9 protein-coding genes are annotated in these 17,601 nt (G+C 39.7%); 7 read left to right on the forward strand and 2 right to left on the reverse strand.

From position 1 onward, the window contains the following. A complete protein-coding gene (locus tag LRA01S_RS05395; RefSeq protein ID WP_082785399.1) occupies nucleotides 1–1,470 on the reverse strand; it encodes an ABC transporter permease in 1,470 nt (489 codons plus the stop codon). Between the two features lie 515 nt (nucleotides 1,471–1,985). Between LRA01S_RS05395 and rpoB the strand changes: the two genes are divergently transcribed. The 7 genes from rpoB (at nucleotide 1,986) to LRA01S_RS05430 (ending at nucleotide 16,805) form a co-directional block, all read left to right on the forward strand. Continuing rightward, on the forward strand, nucleotides 1,986–5,573 hold the full coding sequence (gene rpoB, locus LRA01S_RS05400; RefSeq protein ID WP_061774594.1) for a DNA-directed RNA polymerase subunit beta: 3,588 nt from the start codon (nucleotides 1,986–1,988) through the stop codon (nucleotides 5,571–5,573). Nucleotides 5,574–5,752: 179 nt separating this feature from the next. Further along, nucleotides 5,753–9,364 carry a DNA-directed RNA polymerase subunit beta' gene (gene rpoC, locus LRA01S_RS05405; protein ID WP_061774595.1) on the forward strand — a complete coding sequence of 1,204 codons (3,612 nt, stop codon included), beginning with the start codon at nucleotides 5,753–5,755 and terminating at the stop codon, nucleotides 9,362–9,364. 97 nt (nucleotides 9,365–9,461) lie between these two features. Then, nucleotides 9,462–10,187: a GntR family transcriptional regulator gene (locus LRA01S_RS05410; protein WP_061774596.1), complete on the forward strand. Its 726-nt coding sequence runs from the start codon at nucleotides 9,462–9,464 to the stop codon at nucleotides 10,185–10,187. A gap of 137 nt (nucleotides 10,188–10,324) precedes the next feature. After that, a complete protein-coding gene (locus tag LRA01S_RS05415) occupies nucleotides 10,325–11,608 on the forward strand; it encodes a PTS sugar transporter subunit IIC (RefSeq protein WP_061774597.1) in 1,284 nt (427 codons plus the stop codon). A gap of 79 nt (nucleotides 11,609–11,687) precedes the next feature. After that, complete coding sequence (locus LRA01S_RS05420) at nucleotides 11,688–13,109, forward strand: glycoside hydrolase family 1 protein (RefSeq protein WP_061774598.1); 1,422 nt, start codon at nucleotides 11,688–11,690, stop codon at nucleotides 13,107–13,109. Between the two features lie 352 nt (nucleotides 13,110–13,461). Beyond that, complete coding sequence (locus LRA01S_RS05425; RefSeq protein WP_061774599.1) at nucleotides 13,462–15,840, forward strand: lectin-like domain-containing protein; 2,379 nt, start codon at nucleotides 13,462–13,464, stop codon at nucleotides 15,838–15,840. A 500-nt stretch (nucleotides 15,841–16,340) separates the two neighbouring features. Further along, a complete protein-coding gene (locus tag LRA01S_RS05430; RefSeq protein WP_144259882.1) occupies nucleotides 16,341–16,805 on the forward strand; it encodes a GumC domain-containing protein in 465 nt (154 codons plus the stop codon). Between the two features lie 69 nt (nucleotides 16,806–16,874). Here the strand turns inward: LRA01S_RS05430 and LRA01S_RS05435 are convergent, their stop codons facing one another. Continuing rightward, on the reverse strand, nucleotides 16,875–17,411 hold the full coding sequence (locus LRA01S_RS05435; protein ID WP_061774601.1) for an SLOG family protein: 537 nt from the start codon (nucleotides 17,409–17,411) through the stop codon (nucleotides 16,875–16,877). Nucleotides 17,412–17,601 lie beyond the last annotated feature (190 nt).

Here is a 17,601-nt window from a genome sequence, read left to right on the forward strand (position 1 = left end):
TTAGTTGCTTGTCAGTATCGTTTTAGGTTCCATCCTCAAGATGCCGATAGAGGCAACGAAGATGGCGATCAGAACGATACCTAAGGCTAAAGCGCCTAGTAGGGAAATTGTTTTTTGAGTCATTTTGACATTCATCTTCTCAATTTGCTTCGCTTCTTGTTTGCTTGGTGTAAAAGGACTACTTAGGTCGCCCATAAAGCCACCCCCGCCTTGAGAGGTATTGTTTTGCGATTGTTCTTGATGTGTAGCATTCTGTTGGCTTAAGAGTTGGTTACCGATGACATTTCCGATGACATTTCCTGTCATACCAGCAAGACTGACGCTGACGAGCATAATTACGAAAAGTTCGATGAAGAACTGCCCGATAATTTTGGCTTTGTTTTCACCTAAACTCATCAAGACACCAATCTCAAAACGACGTTCACGAATACTAAGAATAACGATCAAGCTGAGAATGATCACACCGGCAACAGCAACCAGAATTACAATGTTGGTTGCAAAGCTTGCGACATTGTTCAATGGTGTCAGCATTTGTTGATAGGCTTGGTCATTGGCCGATAAAGTCATAGTATCAGTATCTAGTTTCTTGCTAGCAGAGGCCACAAACTTTTCCATTTTTGCGGGATCTTTCAAGTAATAAACGGCACTATCAATCGTTTGTTTGCTTTTATCGGTTGCACCTTCTTTAAAACTGTTGGTCAAGACATAATGGGCGTAGATGGTGTTGGCCGGATTTAAAGAAGTCATCCGTTGAGTAGCCGCATCGGCTGTTTTTGATGTTTTGTAGATACCGACAACCTTAACTTCACGTTTTTTACCATCTTCATCTTTTAAGGTGAAGGTGCTACCGATAGTTAATTTATTAGCGGTTGCTAGTTGACTTTCAATGTTGACATGGTTGGTCCCTTTATCTTTTTCGTTAATGGCTCGACCATTAATCATTTTAGCTGTTCCATCTTCAAATGTTGGAAGGCTTGAGAGGGTATTGACACCTGTGACATGAAAATCAGGGTTCATGGAAACGGTACTCTTTGATTCATCAATTTCTTCACCAGGACTACGACCTGAAAGGCCTTGTTGAGCAGAGTTGTCGGCGTTTCCGGTAATGGGTTTGACACCTTCGCCTGCTGCAGCATTAGCAGATGTTGAAAATGAATAATCTTTAACATTCTTCATTTTCGAAACTTTTTCCGCTTGTTCAAGTGGAACAGGTGTTTCTTCGATACGGAGAGGCGAGCCATCATTATTTGCCATCGACATCGCTTTTCGCATCATCTTATCTCGGTCAACGGATAAGGTGACGGATGCCCCAACTTCTTTTTTGGCATTCTCTGTTGCTTTGATAGCAGCTTGCCGAATAGTTAAACCGGCTAAAACAAATACCATAATTGCAGTGAAAACTAACATTAAAATAGCAGTTTTTCCTAATTTCGCTGTTAAATACAGCCACGATCTCTTGAAAAAATTCATCTTTCTTACCTTTCAAAATGGCTCCTGAGAGCTGTTATAAGTATTACAAGTCTCATTGTAAACGATTTAACTTAAAGTAGGCTAAAAAATTAATAAGAGTTACCTGTTTTGATTTCAATACCAGTAGTAAACTTATTCTTTGACAAGTACTCAAACACAGTCAGTTAAAGCATTATCCCTTGAAATCTGGCATGAAATATGCTATAATGTTTTAAAGAGTTTGTCGGCAAAATGCTAGGAAATATTGTCCCTAGTGCTTTGTGAGCAGCGAGAAGTTTTATTTTCGTTGCTTTTTTTGACGTCTGAAGCAGTAAAAACTGCAAATTGTAACGCAAAAAAAATCTTTCTGAAAATTCTTAATATTTTCAGAAAGTATACTTTATTAAGTATAACAACGACAAACTAAAAAATGGTCAATGATTGCAAAATCAGTTGGCCGCATTGCATATAATCCACTGTAAAGGTCATCGCTCAAATCGTAGCAGAGATGACCAGAAGTATTAGAGGAGAAGATCTTGGCAGGACATGACGTAGCATACGGTAAACACCGTACTAGACGCAGCTTTTCGCGAATCAAAGAAGTACTTGATTTGCCGAATTTGATCGAAATTCAAACCGACTCTTATCAACGTTTCTTAGACCAGTCATTGGCTGATGTCTTTAAAGAAATGTTACCAATCGACAACTTTGCAGGTACAAAAGACCTGGAATTTGTTGGTTATGAAATGAAAGAACCTAAATACACAATTGAGGAAGCGCGCGCCCATGACGCCAACTACTCAGCACCTTTATTTGTGACTTTCCGTTTGGTTGACAAAGAATCTGGCGAGTTGAAAACACAAGAAGTGTTCTTCGGTGATTTTCCACTCATGACAGAAATGGGTACCTTCATCATCAATGGTGCTGAACGTATCATCGTTTCTCAGTTGGTTCGCTCACCTGGTACTTATTTCCATCCAAAAGTTGATAAAAATGGTTTGGAATCATATGGCCATACAACAATCCCTAACCGTGGTGCTTGGTTTGAGTTAGACACTGATGCCAAAGGTATCGGTTATGTCCGTATCGACCGCACACGTAAATTACCATTTACAACCATCATGCGTGCTCTCGGTTTCGGTTCAGATGAAGCCATTTTCGAAATCCTTGGTGATAGCGAATTAACTCGCGCAACAATCGAAAAAGACATTCATAAATATGCCGGCGACACACGGACAGAAGAAGCCCTTAAAGACATCTATGACCGCCTTCGTCCTGGTGAACCCAAAACTGCTGATAGCTCACGAAGCTTACTAACAGCACGTTTCTTTGATCCACGTCGTTACGACTTTGCACCAGTTGGTCGTTACAAAGTTAACAAAAAATTAGCCCTTAAAAACCGTCTCTTGGGTCTCACGCTTGCAGAAGCATTAGTAAGTGGTGAAACTGGCGAAATCTTAGTTGATAAAGACACAGAATTGACACGTGATGTGTTGGACAGCATTGAGACTGAACTTGATAATGGTTTGAACACTGTCACACTTTATCCGTCAGATGATGCTGTGGTCACAGAACCTATCGAGATCCAAGTCGTTAAAGTTTACTCACCAAAAGATCCAGAAAAAGTGATCAACGTGATTTCAAATGGTCAAATCGCACCAGAAGTTCGTCATTTAACACCTGCTGATATTATCGCAAACGTTAACTACTGGTTAGCACTTAACGAAGGTATTGGTCGTGTGGATGATATTGACCACTTGGGTAACCGCCGGATTCGCTCAGTTGGCGAATTGCTCCAAAACCAAGTTCGTATTGGTTTGAGCCGTATGGAACGTGTCATTCGTGAACGTATGAGTTCAGCTGATGACGAAAACATGACGCCACAATCTTTGATCAACATCCGTCCTGTAACGGCAGCTATCAAAGAGTTCTTTGGTAGCTCACAGTTGTCACAGTTCATGGACCAACATAATCCACTGTCTGAGTTATCTCACAAACGCCGTTTGTCAGCCCTCGGACCTGGTGGTTTGACACGTGACCGTGCCGGCTATGAAGTACGTGACGTGCATTATACCCACTATGGCCGTATGTGTCCGATTGAGACACCTGAGGGACCAAATATCGGGTTGATCAATAACTTGTCATCATTTGGTAAAATCAATGAATATGGCTTCATTATGTCACCTTACCGTCGTATTGACCGTGCTAATGGTGTTGTAACTAGCGAAATTCATTATTTGACAGCTGATGAAGAAGATAACTACATCGTTGCCCAAGCTAACTCACCATTAACAGAAGATAATAAATTCTCTGGTGAAACAGTTATGGCCCGTACACGTGGTAACAATATTGAAGTTGAAGCGGATAAAGCTGACTTCATGGATGTATCACCTAAACAGGTAGTCGCAGTCGCAACAGCTTGTATTCCTTTCTTGGAAAACGATGACTCCAACCGTGCCCTCATGGGAGCCAACATGCAACGTCAAGCAGTACCATTGATTGATCCGCATGCACCATTTGTCGGAACTGGTATGGAACATCAAGCAGCGCATGATTCAGGTGCTGCCATCCTTTCTAAACATGAAGGAACAGTTGAATTTGTTGACGGTGGTGAAATCCGCATCCGTCGCACAACTGGTGAATTAGACAAATATACGGTCACTAAATATCGTCGTTCAAACTCAGGAACATCTTACAACCAACGCCCGCTTGTTCAAGTTGGTGACAAAGTTGATAAAGATGAAATCATCGGTAACGGTCCTTCAATGGAAGGTGGCGAAATGGCCCTCGGTCAAAACCCACTTGTTGCCTACATGACTTGGGAAGGGTATAACTTCGAGGATGCCGTTATTATGAGTGAACGTCTTGTTAAAGATGACGTTTATACTTCAATTGCGATCGAGGAATACGAATCTGAAACACGTGATACAAAGCTTGGGCCAGAAGAAATTACACGCGAGATTCCAAACGTTGGTGAAGAAGCCATGCGTCATTTGGACGAGTTTGGTATCATCCGTATTGGTGCTGAAGTTAAAGAAGGCGACATTCTCGTTGGTAAAGTCACACCTAAGGGTGAAACAGATCCAACACCAGAAGAACGTTTGCTCCGTGCTATCTTCGGTGAAAAAGCACGTGAAGTTCGTGATACATCACTTCGTGTACCGCATGGTGCCGATGGTATCGTCCATGATGTGAAGATTTTCCGTCGTGAAAATGGTGATGAACTTCAAACTGGTGTCAATACACTCGTTCGTGTCTTCATCGTTCAAAAACGTAAAATTCATGTTGGGGATAAAATGGCCGGTCGTCATGGTAATAAAGGGGTTGTATCCCGCATCTTGCCAGTAGAAGACATGCCTTACTTGCCAGATGGCACACCAGTGGATATCATGTTGAACCCACTGGGTGTCCCATCACGGATGAACATTGGACAAGTTATGGAGCTTCATCTTGGGATGGCAGCTCGTACACTTGGTATCCACATTGCAACACCTGTCTTTGATGGGGCGCGTGATGAGGACATCTGGAATACCGTTAAAGAAGCAGGCATGGCAGATGATGCTAAGACTGTACTCTATGATGGTCGTACAGGTGAAGCCTTCGATAACCGTGTGTCAGTTGGTGTCATGTACATGATCAAACTTCACCACATGGTTGATGATAAACTCCATGCCCGTTCAGTCGGACCTTACTCACTCGTTACTCAACAACCACTCGGCGGTAAAGCGCAGTTTGGTGGACAACGTTTTGGGGAGATGGAAGTTTGGGCGCTGGAAGCTTATGGTGCTGCCAATATTCTGCAAGAAATCCTGACTTATAAATCTGATGACGTCGTTGGCCGTACTAAAGCCTATGAAGCGATTGTTAAAGGTGAAAAAATCCCTGCACCAGGTCTACCTGAGTCATTCCGCGTCTTGGTAAAAGAATTGCAATCACTTGGTTTAGACATGAAAGTCTTGGACGTTGATGATAATGTCTTAGAACTTCGTGAATTGGATGACGATACAGATCCACATAACAACGACAAAGTCGAAGTGACATTGGAAATGTTAGAAGCCAAAGAAGCAGAAGTTGCCGCAGCGATTGAAGCTGAGGAAGTGGCAATTGAAGAAGCTGGTCAATAAGCTTTTTCATGCCAAAGCTTTTGAACTTGGTGTCAGAGCAGAAAATCATAAACGAAAAGATGTTAGTCAGACTTTGAAGAAAGGCTGACTCATATCTTGCTGAGCTTATCTTTAAACAGCGATCTGCGCTTAGTTGCAAGTCAAGTCACTAAAGATAATCTCAATTTACAGGAGAAAAAATGGTCGATGTAAATAAATTTGAGAGTATGCAAATTGGGATTGCGTCTCCTCAAAAAATCCGTTTTTGGTCTTTTGGTGAAGTCAAAAAACCTGAAACAATTAACTATCGTACACAAAAACCAGAACGCGAAGGCCTCTTTGATGAACGTATTTTCGGACCATCAAAAGACTGGGAATGTAGCTGTGGTAAGCTAAAAGGCGTTTTTTATAAAAACCAAGTCTGTGAAATTTGTGGTGTCCAAGTCACACGTGCGAAAGTTCGCCGTGAACGCATGGGCCATATCGAATTAGCAGCGCCAACCTCACATATTTGGTACTTTAAAGGGATTCCATCACGTATGGGATTGGCCTTGGACATGAGTCCTCGCTCTCTTGAAGAAATCATCTATTTCGCAAGTTATGTGGTCATTGACCCTAAAGAAACAGCACTTGAGAAAAAACAACTTTTGACTGAACGCGAATACCGCGAACAAATGCTCAAAAATGGTTTTGGTTCATTTGTTGCGAAAATGGGTGCTGAAGCCATTCAAGATTTGCTTAAAAATGTGAATTTGGATGTTGAAATCTCAGCCCTTAAAGAAGAGTTGCAAACTGCAACAGGTCAAAAACGTGTCAAAGCCATCCGTCGTTTGGATGTCTTGGATGCCTTCAATAAATCAAACAATAAATTAGAGTGGATGGTACTCAATGTTTTACCAGTCATCCCACCTGATTTACGTCCAATGGTGCAACTTGACGGTGGTCGTTTTGCAACCTCTGACTTGAATGATTTGTACCGTCGTGTCATCAACCGGAATAACCGTTTGAAACGCTTGATGGAATTGAATGCACCAAATATCATTGTTCAAAATGAAAAACGGATGCTACAAGAAGCTGTTGATGCATTGGTTGATAACGGTCGTCGTGGTCGTCCAATTACAGGTCCAGGTAATCGTCCACTTAAATCCCTCAGCCACATGCTGAAAGGGAAACAAGGACGTTTCCGTCAAAACTTGCTCGGTAAACGTGTCGACTACTCTGGTCGTTCGGTTATCGTCGTTGGTCCAACACTTAAAATGTACCAATGTGGTGTGCCACGTGAAATGGCGATTGAACTCTTCAAACCATTTGTTATGAGCGAAGTCGTGAAACGTGACATGGCACCGAATATCCGTGCTGCGAAACGTAAAGTTGAACGTCAAGATCCAGATGTTTGGGATGTCCTTGAAGATGTGATTAAAGAACATCCAGTTCTTCTTAACCGCGCACCTACCCTTCACCGTCTTGGTATCCAAGCCTTTGAACCAGTTCTTATCGACGGTCGTGCGATTCGTCTTCACCCACTTGTGTGTGAAGCCTACAATGCCGATTTCGATGGGGACCAAATGGCGATTCACTTGCCACTTTCTGAAGAAGCCCAAGCAGAAGCGCGTATCTTGATGCTAGCTGCTGAGCACATTCTTAACCCGAAAGATGGTAAACCAGTTGTTACACCGTCACAGGATATGGTCTTGGGTAACTACTATATTACCATGGAAGAAGCTGGTCGTGAAGGTGAAGGCATGGTCTTCTCTAACGCAGATGAAGCTGAAGTGGCTTGGCGTAATGGTTTTGTTCACTTGCACACACGTGTCGGGATCGCAACAAAATCATTGAACAAACCTTGGACGGCTGATCAAAAAGATAAGATCATGGCAACAACTGTTGGTAAAATCCTTTTCAATGCGATTATGCCAGAAGAGTTCCCTTATCTAAATGAACCAACACAAGAAAACTTGACATCACAAACAGACGACCGTTTCTTCATGGCGCCTGGTGAAAATGTGATTGAGTTTATCCAAAATCTTGATTTGGTCCCACCATTCAAGAAAAAACATTTGGGTAATATCATCGCAGAAGTCTTCAAACGTTTCCGTACGACTTTGACATCTGAAATGCTTGACCGTCTCAAAGACCTCGGTTACCACCATTCTACTAAGGCTGGTTTGACTGTGGGTATCGCAGATATTCCTGTCGTTGAAGATAAACACATTATCATCGAAGAAGCGCATGATAAAGTGGCGCAAATCACGAAGAAATTCCGTCGTGGTGCCATGACTGATGATGAACGTTATACAATGGTAACAGACGTTTGGCGTGGTGCGAAAGAAGAACTTGAGCGTCGATTGATCGCAGCGCAAGACATGTCAAATCCAATCGTTATGATGATGGACTCTGGTGCCCGTGGTAACATCTCCAACTTCTCACAGCTCGCGGGTATGCGTGGGTTGATGGCAGCACCGAATGGTAAAATCATGGAGCTCCCAATCATCTCAAACTTCCGTGAAGGCTTGTCCGTTTTGGAAATGTTCTTCTCTACCCATGGTGCCCGTAAAGGGATGACCGACACGGCCCTTAAAACAGCCGATTCAGGTTACTTGACACGTCGTCTCGTTGACGTTGCCCAAGATGTGATTATCCGTGAAGATGACTGTGGTTCTGACCGTGGTCTTGTGATTAGCGATATTGCGACCGGTAAAGAAATGGTAGAACCATTGTCTGAGCGTCTCAATGGTCGTTACACACGTAAAACGGTTGTACATCCTGAAACAGGTGAGCAAATCATCGGTGAAGATGAGTTGATTACAGAAGCTATTGCAGCGCAAATCGTTGCAGCTGGTATCAAAGAAGTCACAATCCGTTCAGTCTTTACATGTAAAACACGTCATGGTGTATGTAAACATTGTTATGGTGTCAACTTGGCAACTGGTGATGCAGTTGAAGTTGGTGAAGCAGTCGGAACAATCGCTGCCCAATCAATCGGTGAACCTGGTACACAGTTGACCATGCGTACCTTCCACACAGGTGGTGTAGCGTCATCTGAAGATATCACACAAGGTCTCCCTCGTATCCAAGAAATCTTTGAAGCCCGTAACCCTAAAGGGGAAGCGGTCATCACTGAAGTGACGGGTGAAGTCGTTGAAATCACTGAAGAAGCAGCGACTCGTAAGAAAGAAGTAACAGTCAAAGGTGAAACAGATACACGGACATACGAAGTCCCATTTACAGCGCGTATGCACGTTGAAGTTGGTGATTTCATTCACCGTGGTACACCGTTGACAGAAGGTTCTATTCAACCAAAACACTTGCTTCAAGTTCGCGATACACTTTCAGTTGAAACCTACTTACTTGCAGAAGTGCAAAAAGTATATAGAAGCCAAGGGGTTGAGATCGGCGACAAGCACGTTGAGGTAATGGTCCGTCAAATGCTCCGTAAAGTCCGCGTCATGGATGCCGGCGATACAGATCTCTTGCCTGGTACACTCATGGACATCGCTGATTTCGAGCAAGCCAACCAACAAATTCTCTTTGATGGTGGCATCCCTGCGACATCTCGCCCAGTTCTTATGGGTATTACTAAAGCATCGCTTGAAACGAACTCATTCTTGTCAGCTGCATCCTTCCAAGAAACAACACGTGTCTTGACTGATGCTGCAATCCGTGGCAAGAAAGATCCATTGCTTGGTCTTAAGGAAAATGTTATCATCGGTAAAATCATCCCAGCTGGTACTGGTATGGCGCGTTACCGTAACCTTGAACCGTTAGCAAAAGTTGCTGAAACACAAGAAGTTGTTGAAGAAGTAACTGAATAATTGACAAAAACACTTGCGATTTAGTCGTAAGTGTTTTTTCGTTTTAGTCTGTAGACGAATTAGAAAAAATGATTGAAATTTATGCTAAAATTAAAGCATGAAAATACAAAAATACTTGACGATAGCAAATATTCTTAGAAATAAAATATTATCGGGTGAATTCCCTGCTAAAAGTAAATTGCCTTATGAAAGAGAATTAATCGAAACTTTTCATGCGTCTAAAATGACGGTGAAAAAAGCGACAGATTTATTGATGGATGAAGGACTCATCACGAAAGTTAAAGCTAAAGGTGCCTTTGTCAATGATTTTTCGAAGGCATCACTAGATAGAATGCGAGAAATTAATTATTTTAGAGGCTCAACAGCTTTATATGCAGATAAAAAAGTAGTCTCTAATGTTTTGATTTTTGAAGTTGTTTCTGCTGATGCAACTGTCCAGCAAAAGTTAAGTCTTATGACAGCAGATGAGCAAGTATACCATATCAAACGTGTAAGAAGTAAGGAAATTAAGCCCTTTGTTATAGAGGAAATGTGGATGCCTGTCAAACTGATTTTAAATTTGAAACTAGAGCATGTGGAAAATTCCATTTATGAATATATTGAACAACATTTAGGTTATATTATTGAAGAATCACATAGGAGGATTGCTGTTCATGTAGCGGATGAACAAGAGTCGAAGTTGCTGAAGATTGATATTGGAAAACCAGTGGTATTAACAACACAAACAGCACGATTTTTAACAGGACAAGTATTTGAATATTCCAGAGTAACACATATAGGTGAAGAATTTAGCCTAGAAGTTATCTTAACACGTAAAAATTAAGCTATACATTAAAAGAGAAATACCTATAGTTTTCAGTCAAATAGTACTATAATAGCTATACATTACTAGAAATGCTATTGTAATGCGAACATGGAAGCGTTATCATGAGAACATAAAATAATGTTTGGAGGTTTCTTATGAATAACTTTATGGATGCTCTGGGTGCCAAAATAGCACCAATTGCACAAAAAATTGGTGCTAACCTGTATTTGACGGTGCTCCGGGATGCATTTATGCTTAGTTTTCCACTCACAATGTTTGGCTCATTTATCGTTGTCTTTAATAATTTGCCATTTTGGCCGGATTCAATCAAAACACAGTTTTCAAATTTGTTTGGCAATGGTCAAAATGCCACAATGTCTATAATGACAGTATTTGTAACACTAGGTATAGGGTATTATTTTTCAAAAGCTAAAGAAGTTGAAGCCATTTTTGGTGCAGTTGTTTCATTGGCCTCATTTCTAATTTTAACACCATTTTTCATGACAGTTGTAGATGGTAAAAAAGAAATTCAAGCTTCTGGTTTAATGTCTCTTGATAGACTTGGTGCTAAAGGGATGTTTCTTGGTATGATTGCTGCTTTTCTAGCAGCAAAGATTTATGTTTATTTGACACAAAAAGGTTTTGTGATTACAATGCCTGATGGCGTACCGCCTGCTGTATCAAAATCATTTTCAGCTTTGATCCCAGTTTTGGGAACACTCTTACCATTTCTAATTGGTAATGCTGTGATGATTGGTGTCTTTGATACAAACTTGCATGATGTGATTTACAATATTATACAAAAACCATTGACAGGTTTAGGCACGTCATTACCAGGAACAATTGTTGCCATTTTCTTTGTTCAGTTTCTTTGGTTCTTTGGCCTCCACGGTCAAGTTATTGTCAATTCAGTTTTTGAACCATTCTGGCAAACGAATGGTCTTGATAATGCTGAGTTACTTAAAAAAGGAAATGCTGCTCTTCAAGAGCATGGTCACATTGTCACAAAATCATTTATGGATACTTTTACAGTGTCATTGGGTGGATCTGGATCAACCTTGATCGTCTTGATTTTGATTATGGTGATTATGACCAAGAAGCAGTATAAAGAAGTGGCACGTTTAGCCATTGCACCTGGAATCTTTAATGTCAATGAACCAGTTATCTTTGGCTTACCAATGGTTATGAATGCGTCATTATTTATTCCGTGGTTGCTTGCGCCAATCGTATCAGTCATCATTGCCTATGCTGGATTTGCCTCAGGCATTGTACCGTTGACAACGGGTGCACAAGTGCCTTGGACGATGCCTGCTGTTATCTCAGGATTTCTTGCCACCAATTCGATTATGGGCAGTCTACTTCAAATTGTGCAAATGATTGCTGTTGGTTTGATTTATCTTCCGTTCTTAATGATGATAGATAAAATAAAAGAAGATTAAACTTAAATTCTACAACATTTCGTGATGACCTGAATGTCGTAAGATTTAAGATTATTAGTAAAAAATAGAAAGTACATTTATGACAAGACTTGAATTTCCAAAAAACTTTTGGTGGGGTGCTGCAACATCTGGACCACAAACAGAAGGTCGATTTCATAAGTCTCATGCGAATATTTTCGACTATGATTTTGACAAATTTCCAGAGCATTTTTGGCACGGTATTGGTCCAGATACAGCATCAAACTTCTATAATGATTTTAAACAAGATATTGCTTTGATGAAAGAAGCAGGGTTAAATTCAGTTAGAACATCAATCCAATGGACACGACTAATCGATGATTTGGAAACAGGTACGGTCAATTCAGATGCGGTCAGATTTTATAATGATGTCATTGATGAATTTATAAAAAATGATATCAGACCTGTTCTTAATTTACACCATTTTGATTTGCCAGTTACGCTTCTTCATCGTTATGGTGGCTGGGAATCTAAGCATGTTGTCGATTTATATGTGGCATTTGCTGAAAAATGTTTTGAGCTGTTTTCTGATCGGGTGTCGGATTGGTTCACGCACAATGAACCTATGGTAGTTGTTGAAGGCGGCTATCTTTATCAATTTCATTATCCAGATATCGTCGACGGTAGAAAAGCTGTACAAGTTGCCTACAATTTGCAGCTCGCCTCTTCAAAGGCAATCGCAGCCTTTCGTAAGTTAAATAAACATCCTGATGGGAAAATTGGTATTGTGCTTAATCTCACACCTAATTATCCCGCTACGAATTCTGAAAGTGATCAAGCAGCAGCACATTTTGCAGATCTATGGCAAAATCGTTTATTTATGGATGCTTCGGTCAATGGTGAATTTCCAACAGAATTGGTAGATATTTTAACTAGAGATAACGTTATCTGGCAAACGTCAAATGATGAGTTGGAAACGATTAAGAAAAATACAGTTGAATATTTAGGTGTAAATTTTTATCATCCCAATAGAGCCCAGGCACCGAGATATTCGTCTGATTCGCTTGCTGTAGACTGGTTACCCAATAAGTATTTTGAAGCCTATGACAAACGTGGTGTTCGAATGAATGTTGATAAAGGTTGGGAAATTTATCCTAAAGCACTCTTCGATATTGCTAAAAATATTCAAGAAAATTATGGTAATATTCCCTGGTTTGTGTCAGAAAATGGCATGGGGGTTAGTCGTGAAGACAGATATTTATCTGAAGATGGTATGATTCATGATGATTATCGGATGACCTTTATTAAAGAGCATCTTTACTATCTGTATAAGGCAATAGAGGAAGGTGCAAATTGCTTTGGCTATCATCTTTGGGCACCGATTGATTGTTTCAGCTGGCGTAATTCATATCGAAATCGCTATGGTTTGATTTCGGTAAACTACCATACGCAAAAAAAATCTTTAAAAAAGTCAGCACATTTTTTTAGGACGCTTTCAGAAACATCAAGTATTGAAATTTCAGAATTTGAAATGAAAAAATAAGGTGTCTCATCTAGAAAAATTTTAAGGAAAAGCTTTGTCAGAGTTATGCCATATGAAAATGCGAGTATTGCTTTAATTGGCATGCTCGTTTTTTATCTCTTTATCTACTAAAGACTTTATTGTTTTTACACAAGCCATCAAAAGAAAACGCTATCATATTTGTTGAGAAATAATATTCAATTAGATATAATAAGCGTATAAGGTAAGTTTAATAATCCAATAGAAAAAGTTTGAAAAACAGTGCTTTTGATTAGATTTATTGTCGAAGAAGGCGTACAATATGTCGTAGAACAATGATTTTACAAGTAAATTTCAGAAACCATTGTCCAACATAATTAACGGAGGTAACAGGATGGCACAAAAACAAAAGAACAAATCATTAAAAGAACACAGATTTTTAGTGCAAGCGGGCGCCTTTGTGGCGATTGCTGCTGGTGCTATTAGAGGCGGTTTTTTTGGTGAAAGTGAAAAAGTAAAGGAAACAGTCGATACAGACAAGGCACTTGCTGAGACAAATGAAGTAACCTGTGTGATTTCGGATTTTAACAATGTCAACACAGCTGAATTAACACCGACATTAACTGTTGGAGGAGATGATTCTGTTGCAACGAGTAATGACCTTGCCTATGCAGCTGAACTAACACCAGTAGGTGCAGGTTTAGAAGCAACTGGAAACGATCAAACAAAGCCTGTTAAAACACCAGATGGTTTAACAAGTGCGAAACAGGTTTCAAGCGCAGATCATAATGAAAGCAATTTAAGTTATGGTCAAGCTAAACACATTGCAGATGCAAATGGCGCAGCAGTATCGACAGATGCGAAAGACTCTGTAATAGGGACACCCGAAAATAAAGCTCCTGATGAAGTGAAAAATAGCATTTCTGGTTTTGAGGATGTTGCAATAGATTCAAACGGTAATGTGTCAAGAGGTACGTATACCTCTGCAGATAAGTCTCAAATAGCTATCGTTGGCGATGTGACAACCACCATTGGCACACCTGTTCAGAAGTCAACAGAAAATGGCGATATTTTGCCAGAGTATGATACTGTCACTGATAAAACAGCGGATGGTAAAACGATTGTATCAGATGTCGTGACGACGTCAAAAGATGGTAAGACAACACTTTATGCGACGATCAATGGTGATGTCGCACCAAGCATGGTTTATGATGAAAACGGTAATTCAGTCCAGTTGGGAAATGTCAATGTTGGCCAAACGTATTATTCTGACGCTCAAAAAACGTCTAAAGTTATCTTTACTAAAAATAAGCCAGGAAAAAATGTAGATGAAACAAAAGGCTTTACCATTCCTAAACATATCAATGATGCGGTTACAGGTCAAAATATCGTCAACAGTGCAACCCTTGATCAAGCCAATAATGTGATTCAGCTCACACCAGATAAAAACGACCAAGCAGGAACAGCGATATTAGGTAGTGATAAAAGCATTGACCTATCGCAAGATTTTGATCTTGATGCTAGTGTCAATCTTGGTAGTCACAGCGTAGAGAAAAGCGACGGTGGCACGAACAAATGGGTAAAAAAAGAAGACGGGGAATGGGTGCAAGTACATACAGGTCCTGAAAAAGGTGGTGATGGTATTTCCTTTGGTTTCAACCCAATTGGTAATGATGATGTCGGCCATTGGGGCAATTCTTTTGGATTAGGCTATCTCAACAATTCTTTTGGCTTTAAGCTAGATACCTATTACAATAATATCAAAGATGTTATGGCAGACAATGCCAGCCAATATAACAATAAAAAACTTTCTGAGGCACACGGTTCATTGCCATATGGTCCAGATCCTCTTCAAACCAAATCTGATGGAACACCTCAGGATAATATGAATGGCCATAGTTTTGGTGCCTTCATTTATACCGATTCAAATGGCACAGTACATACCTATGGGGATACTTATGATGGTGAGGGTGGTAATCCGTACTTTATTGATGATCCTAGTCAAGGTCAAAATAAAGGCATTGGTCAAATGGATATTGCGACTATCAATGCTAGTGAATCCAAAGAAAGTCAACTCGCAAGCATTATCAGTGGCAATAATGGTCAAACAACACCATGGCAAAACATCAAAATCCATTATGATGCAGCAAGCCAAACCATGACTATTACTTATCAAGGGCATACCTGGACACAGGATATTTCAGAATGGCTAAAAGAAGCTGGTACCAATGTGAAATTTATGATTTCAGGGTCAACAGGCTATTCATCTAATTTGCAGCAAGTGAAAATCAATGCTTTGATTTATACCTCAAGTCCTGAGCAAGCATGGGAAGAGATTGCAAAATCATCGGTGACAACTTGGAAAGAAGCACCTGTCAACCACCAACAAAGTTTGCAATTAAATGATAATAAATACCAAGTTAACTGGCAGGAACAAGCTTTTACAGATATTCCAGAGCCTCCTGTAACACCAGATGATCCGGAACCTCCCGCAACACCAAGTGTGCCCAACACTCCAGACGTACCTGCACCGCAACATAATGTACCACCAAAAACACCAGAACAACCTAATATGCCCCAAACACCCAAACCTTCTGGACCATCATTAATATCTAAGGGGACTTACGCCCAAGGGGATTCAAATGATAAGATCAGACTGCCTCGAACAGGTGAAAATAAAGAGTTAGGAACTAAAACAACAGGTGTTCTATTGACAATTGTGGCAGCCACATTTGGCATGCTAGCATTTTGGAAAAAGAGAAAAAAGATGTAAATGATCTAAATTGAGATATACTGTCGTTTGATTCATTAAAGAAGTTCAAAGAATACTTAAGTCTGAAAAGACTTAGGTGTTTTTTGATTTCATAACCCGAGTATTCTACAAAAGTAAGGAAAAACATAAAAATAAGAAAAGGATAAAAAGTCCTAATAATACAATCTGATTGTCCTGAAAATATCTATTTTAGATTACATTTATTTGTTAGAATTGTATATGTACCATGTGAATTCGATATATTTAAACCAAAAATGTATTGCAATAAATAAGAGAAAATAAATTTTAACAAGCTTTTAGAGATTAGAAATTTTAGGATTAATTATAAAAAGGCTACCTAGCAATTAGTTAGATATCAATCGTGTAAGAGTGGAGAAAGGAATTATCAATCGTGAAAGATCATCAGCCTGATATGAAAAAATGAATTATCTTGCCTGAAAATCGGTGGAAAAAGTCTTTATGCTAGTATAGTTTTACTGTCAGATTACCAGGGGATGATTGTGTCAATTCGACAATCGTTGGATAAGATGGCAGAAAATCTTGCTGATCAAAACAAGCTTATCAGTGAATTAAAAGATTCGAATGGTCAACTAAATGATACAAATAATGAGTTAATGCAGAAAAAAAGCGATCTTAAAGAGAAGTGTAGAAATAGTCGTCCAGAGCTTCAAAAAGAGATTGTTTATTTCAAAAATGAAAATGCTCATCTTGAGGAAACGTTAGAGCAGTTGGAGGCGTTCGAAAATCAACTTGAAAGATCACATCTGCAAAAAGAGCAAGAGCTCGAAGTGGCTAAAGAGAAGCAAGCTCTTATCGTAGATGAAGTTGATACGATCACTGAATCAGAACAAGAAGTGACAGAAAAAGAACATTCTCAAGAATATCATAAGGTTCAAAAAGCCAAAAATATTGCGCAAAAAATCTATGAGGAAATGCAATCCCGTTTAGTCAAAGACAAACAATAAGAGAGAAAATAAGGAGTTATCAAAGAGCTATGCCCCGTTAAATCTAGGGAGTATAGCTTTTTGATATCATTACTGATTCATCTCATCAGCCATTTCATCTGCAATATCCTGCAAGGCATCAAATCGCAACATCTGAACAGGGAAATTGTCCGCTCGGTTCAATTGCGCCACTAAATAGTTCAACTTAGTTTCATTTTCTTCATCGTAAAAGACAAAAGCACCATTCGCATTACTAATCAAGAAATGATGATACTCACGAAATTGACCTGCATTTTGATAATCATCATAGGCATATTGAACAAAATCCACCTGTTTAAAAAGTGCAAGCTTGGTTTGATTAGCTTCATTCCAATTTTGACCATGCGTTTTAAACGGGAAAATGGTCGCAAATTTAAGGTTATAATCCTTTTTCATCTCATTAGCCACTTCAAGTACCCAGTATTCAAAACCTAGATTACCACCAAAAATTAACCATTCTAGGCCATCCGCTGCGAATGCTTCAAGATTTTTGCGTATGGCAGTCTTAATCACGGTTAATTTCATGTCCTTTTCATCAAAAATGCCTAAATCAAAAGCATTATAGCCAACAATGAGTAATGTTTTCATGTTTTAATCATATCCGTTTCTATAGTGTGCTATGATCCATTATAACGCAACGGTGTCCTAAAAATGTTTTTTATTCAAGATTTATCACCCTATTTTTGAGATGAGATGAGATCATATTTTGTTTTGTTCTAGAAAATCAATGAACATTCGAACGTTGGGTAGTAATTTAGTGTCGTATGACACAATACGC

Source organism: Pseudolactococcus raffinolactis NBRC 100932 (genome assembly GCF_001591765.1).
GTDB classification, from domain to species: domain Bacteria; phylum Bacillota; class Bacilli; order Lactobacillales; family Streptococcaceae; genus Pseudolactococcus; species Pseudolactococcus raffinolactis.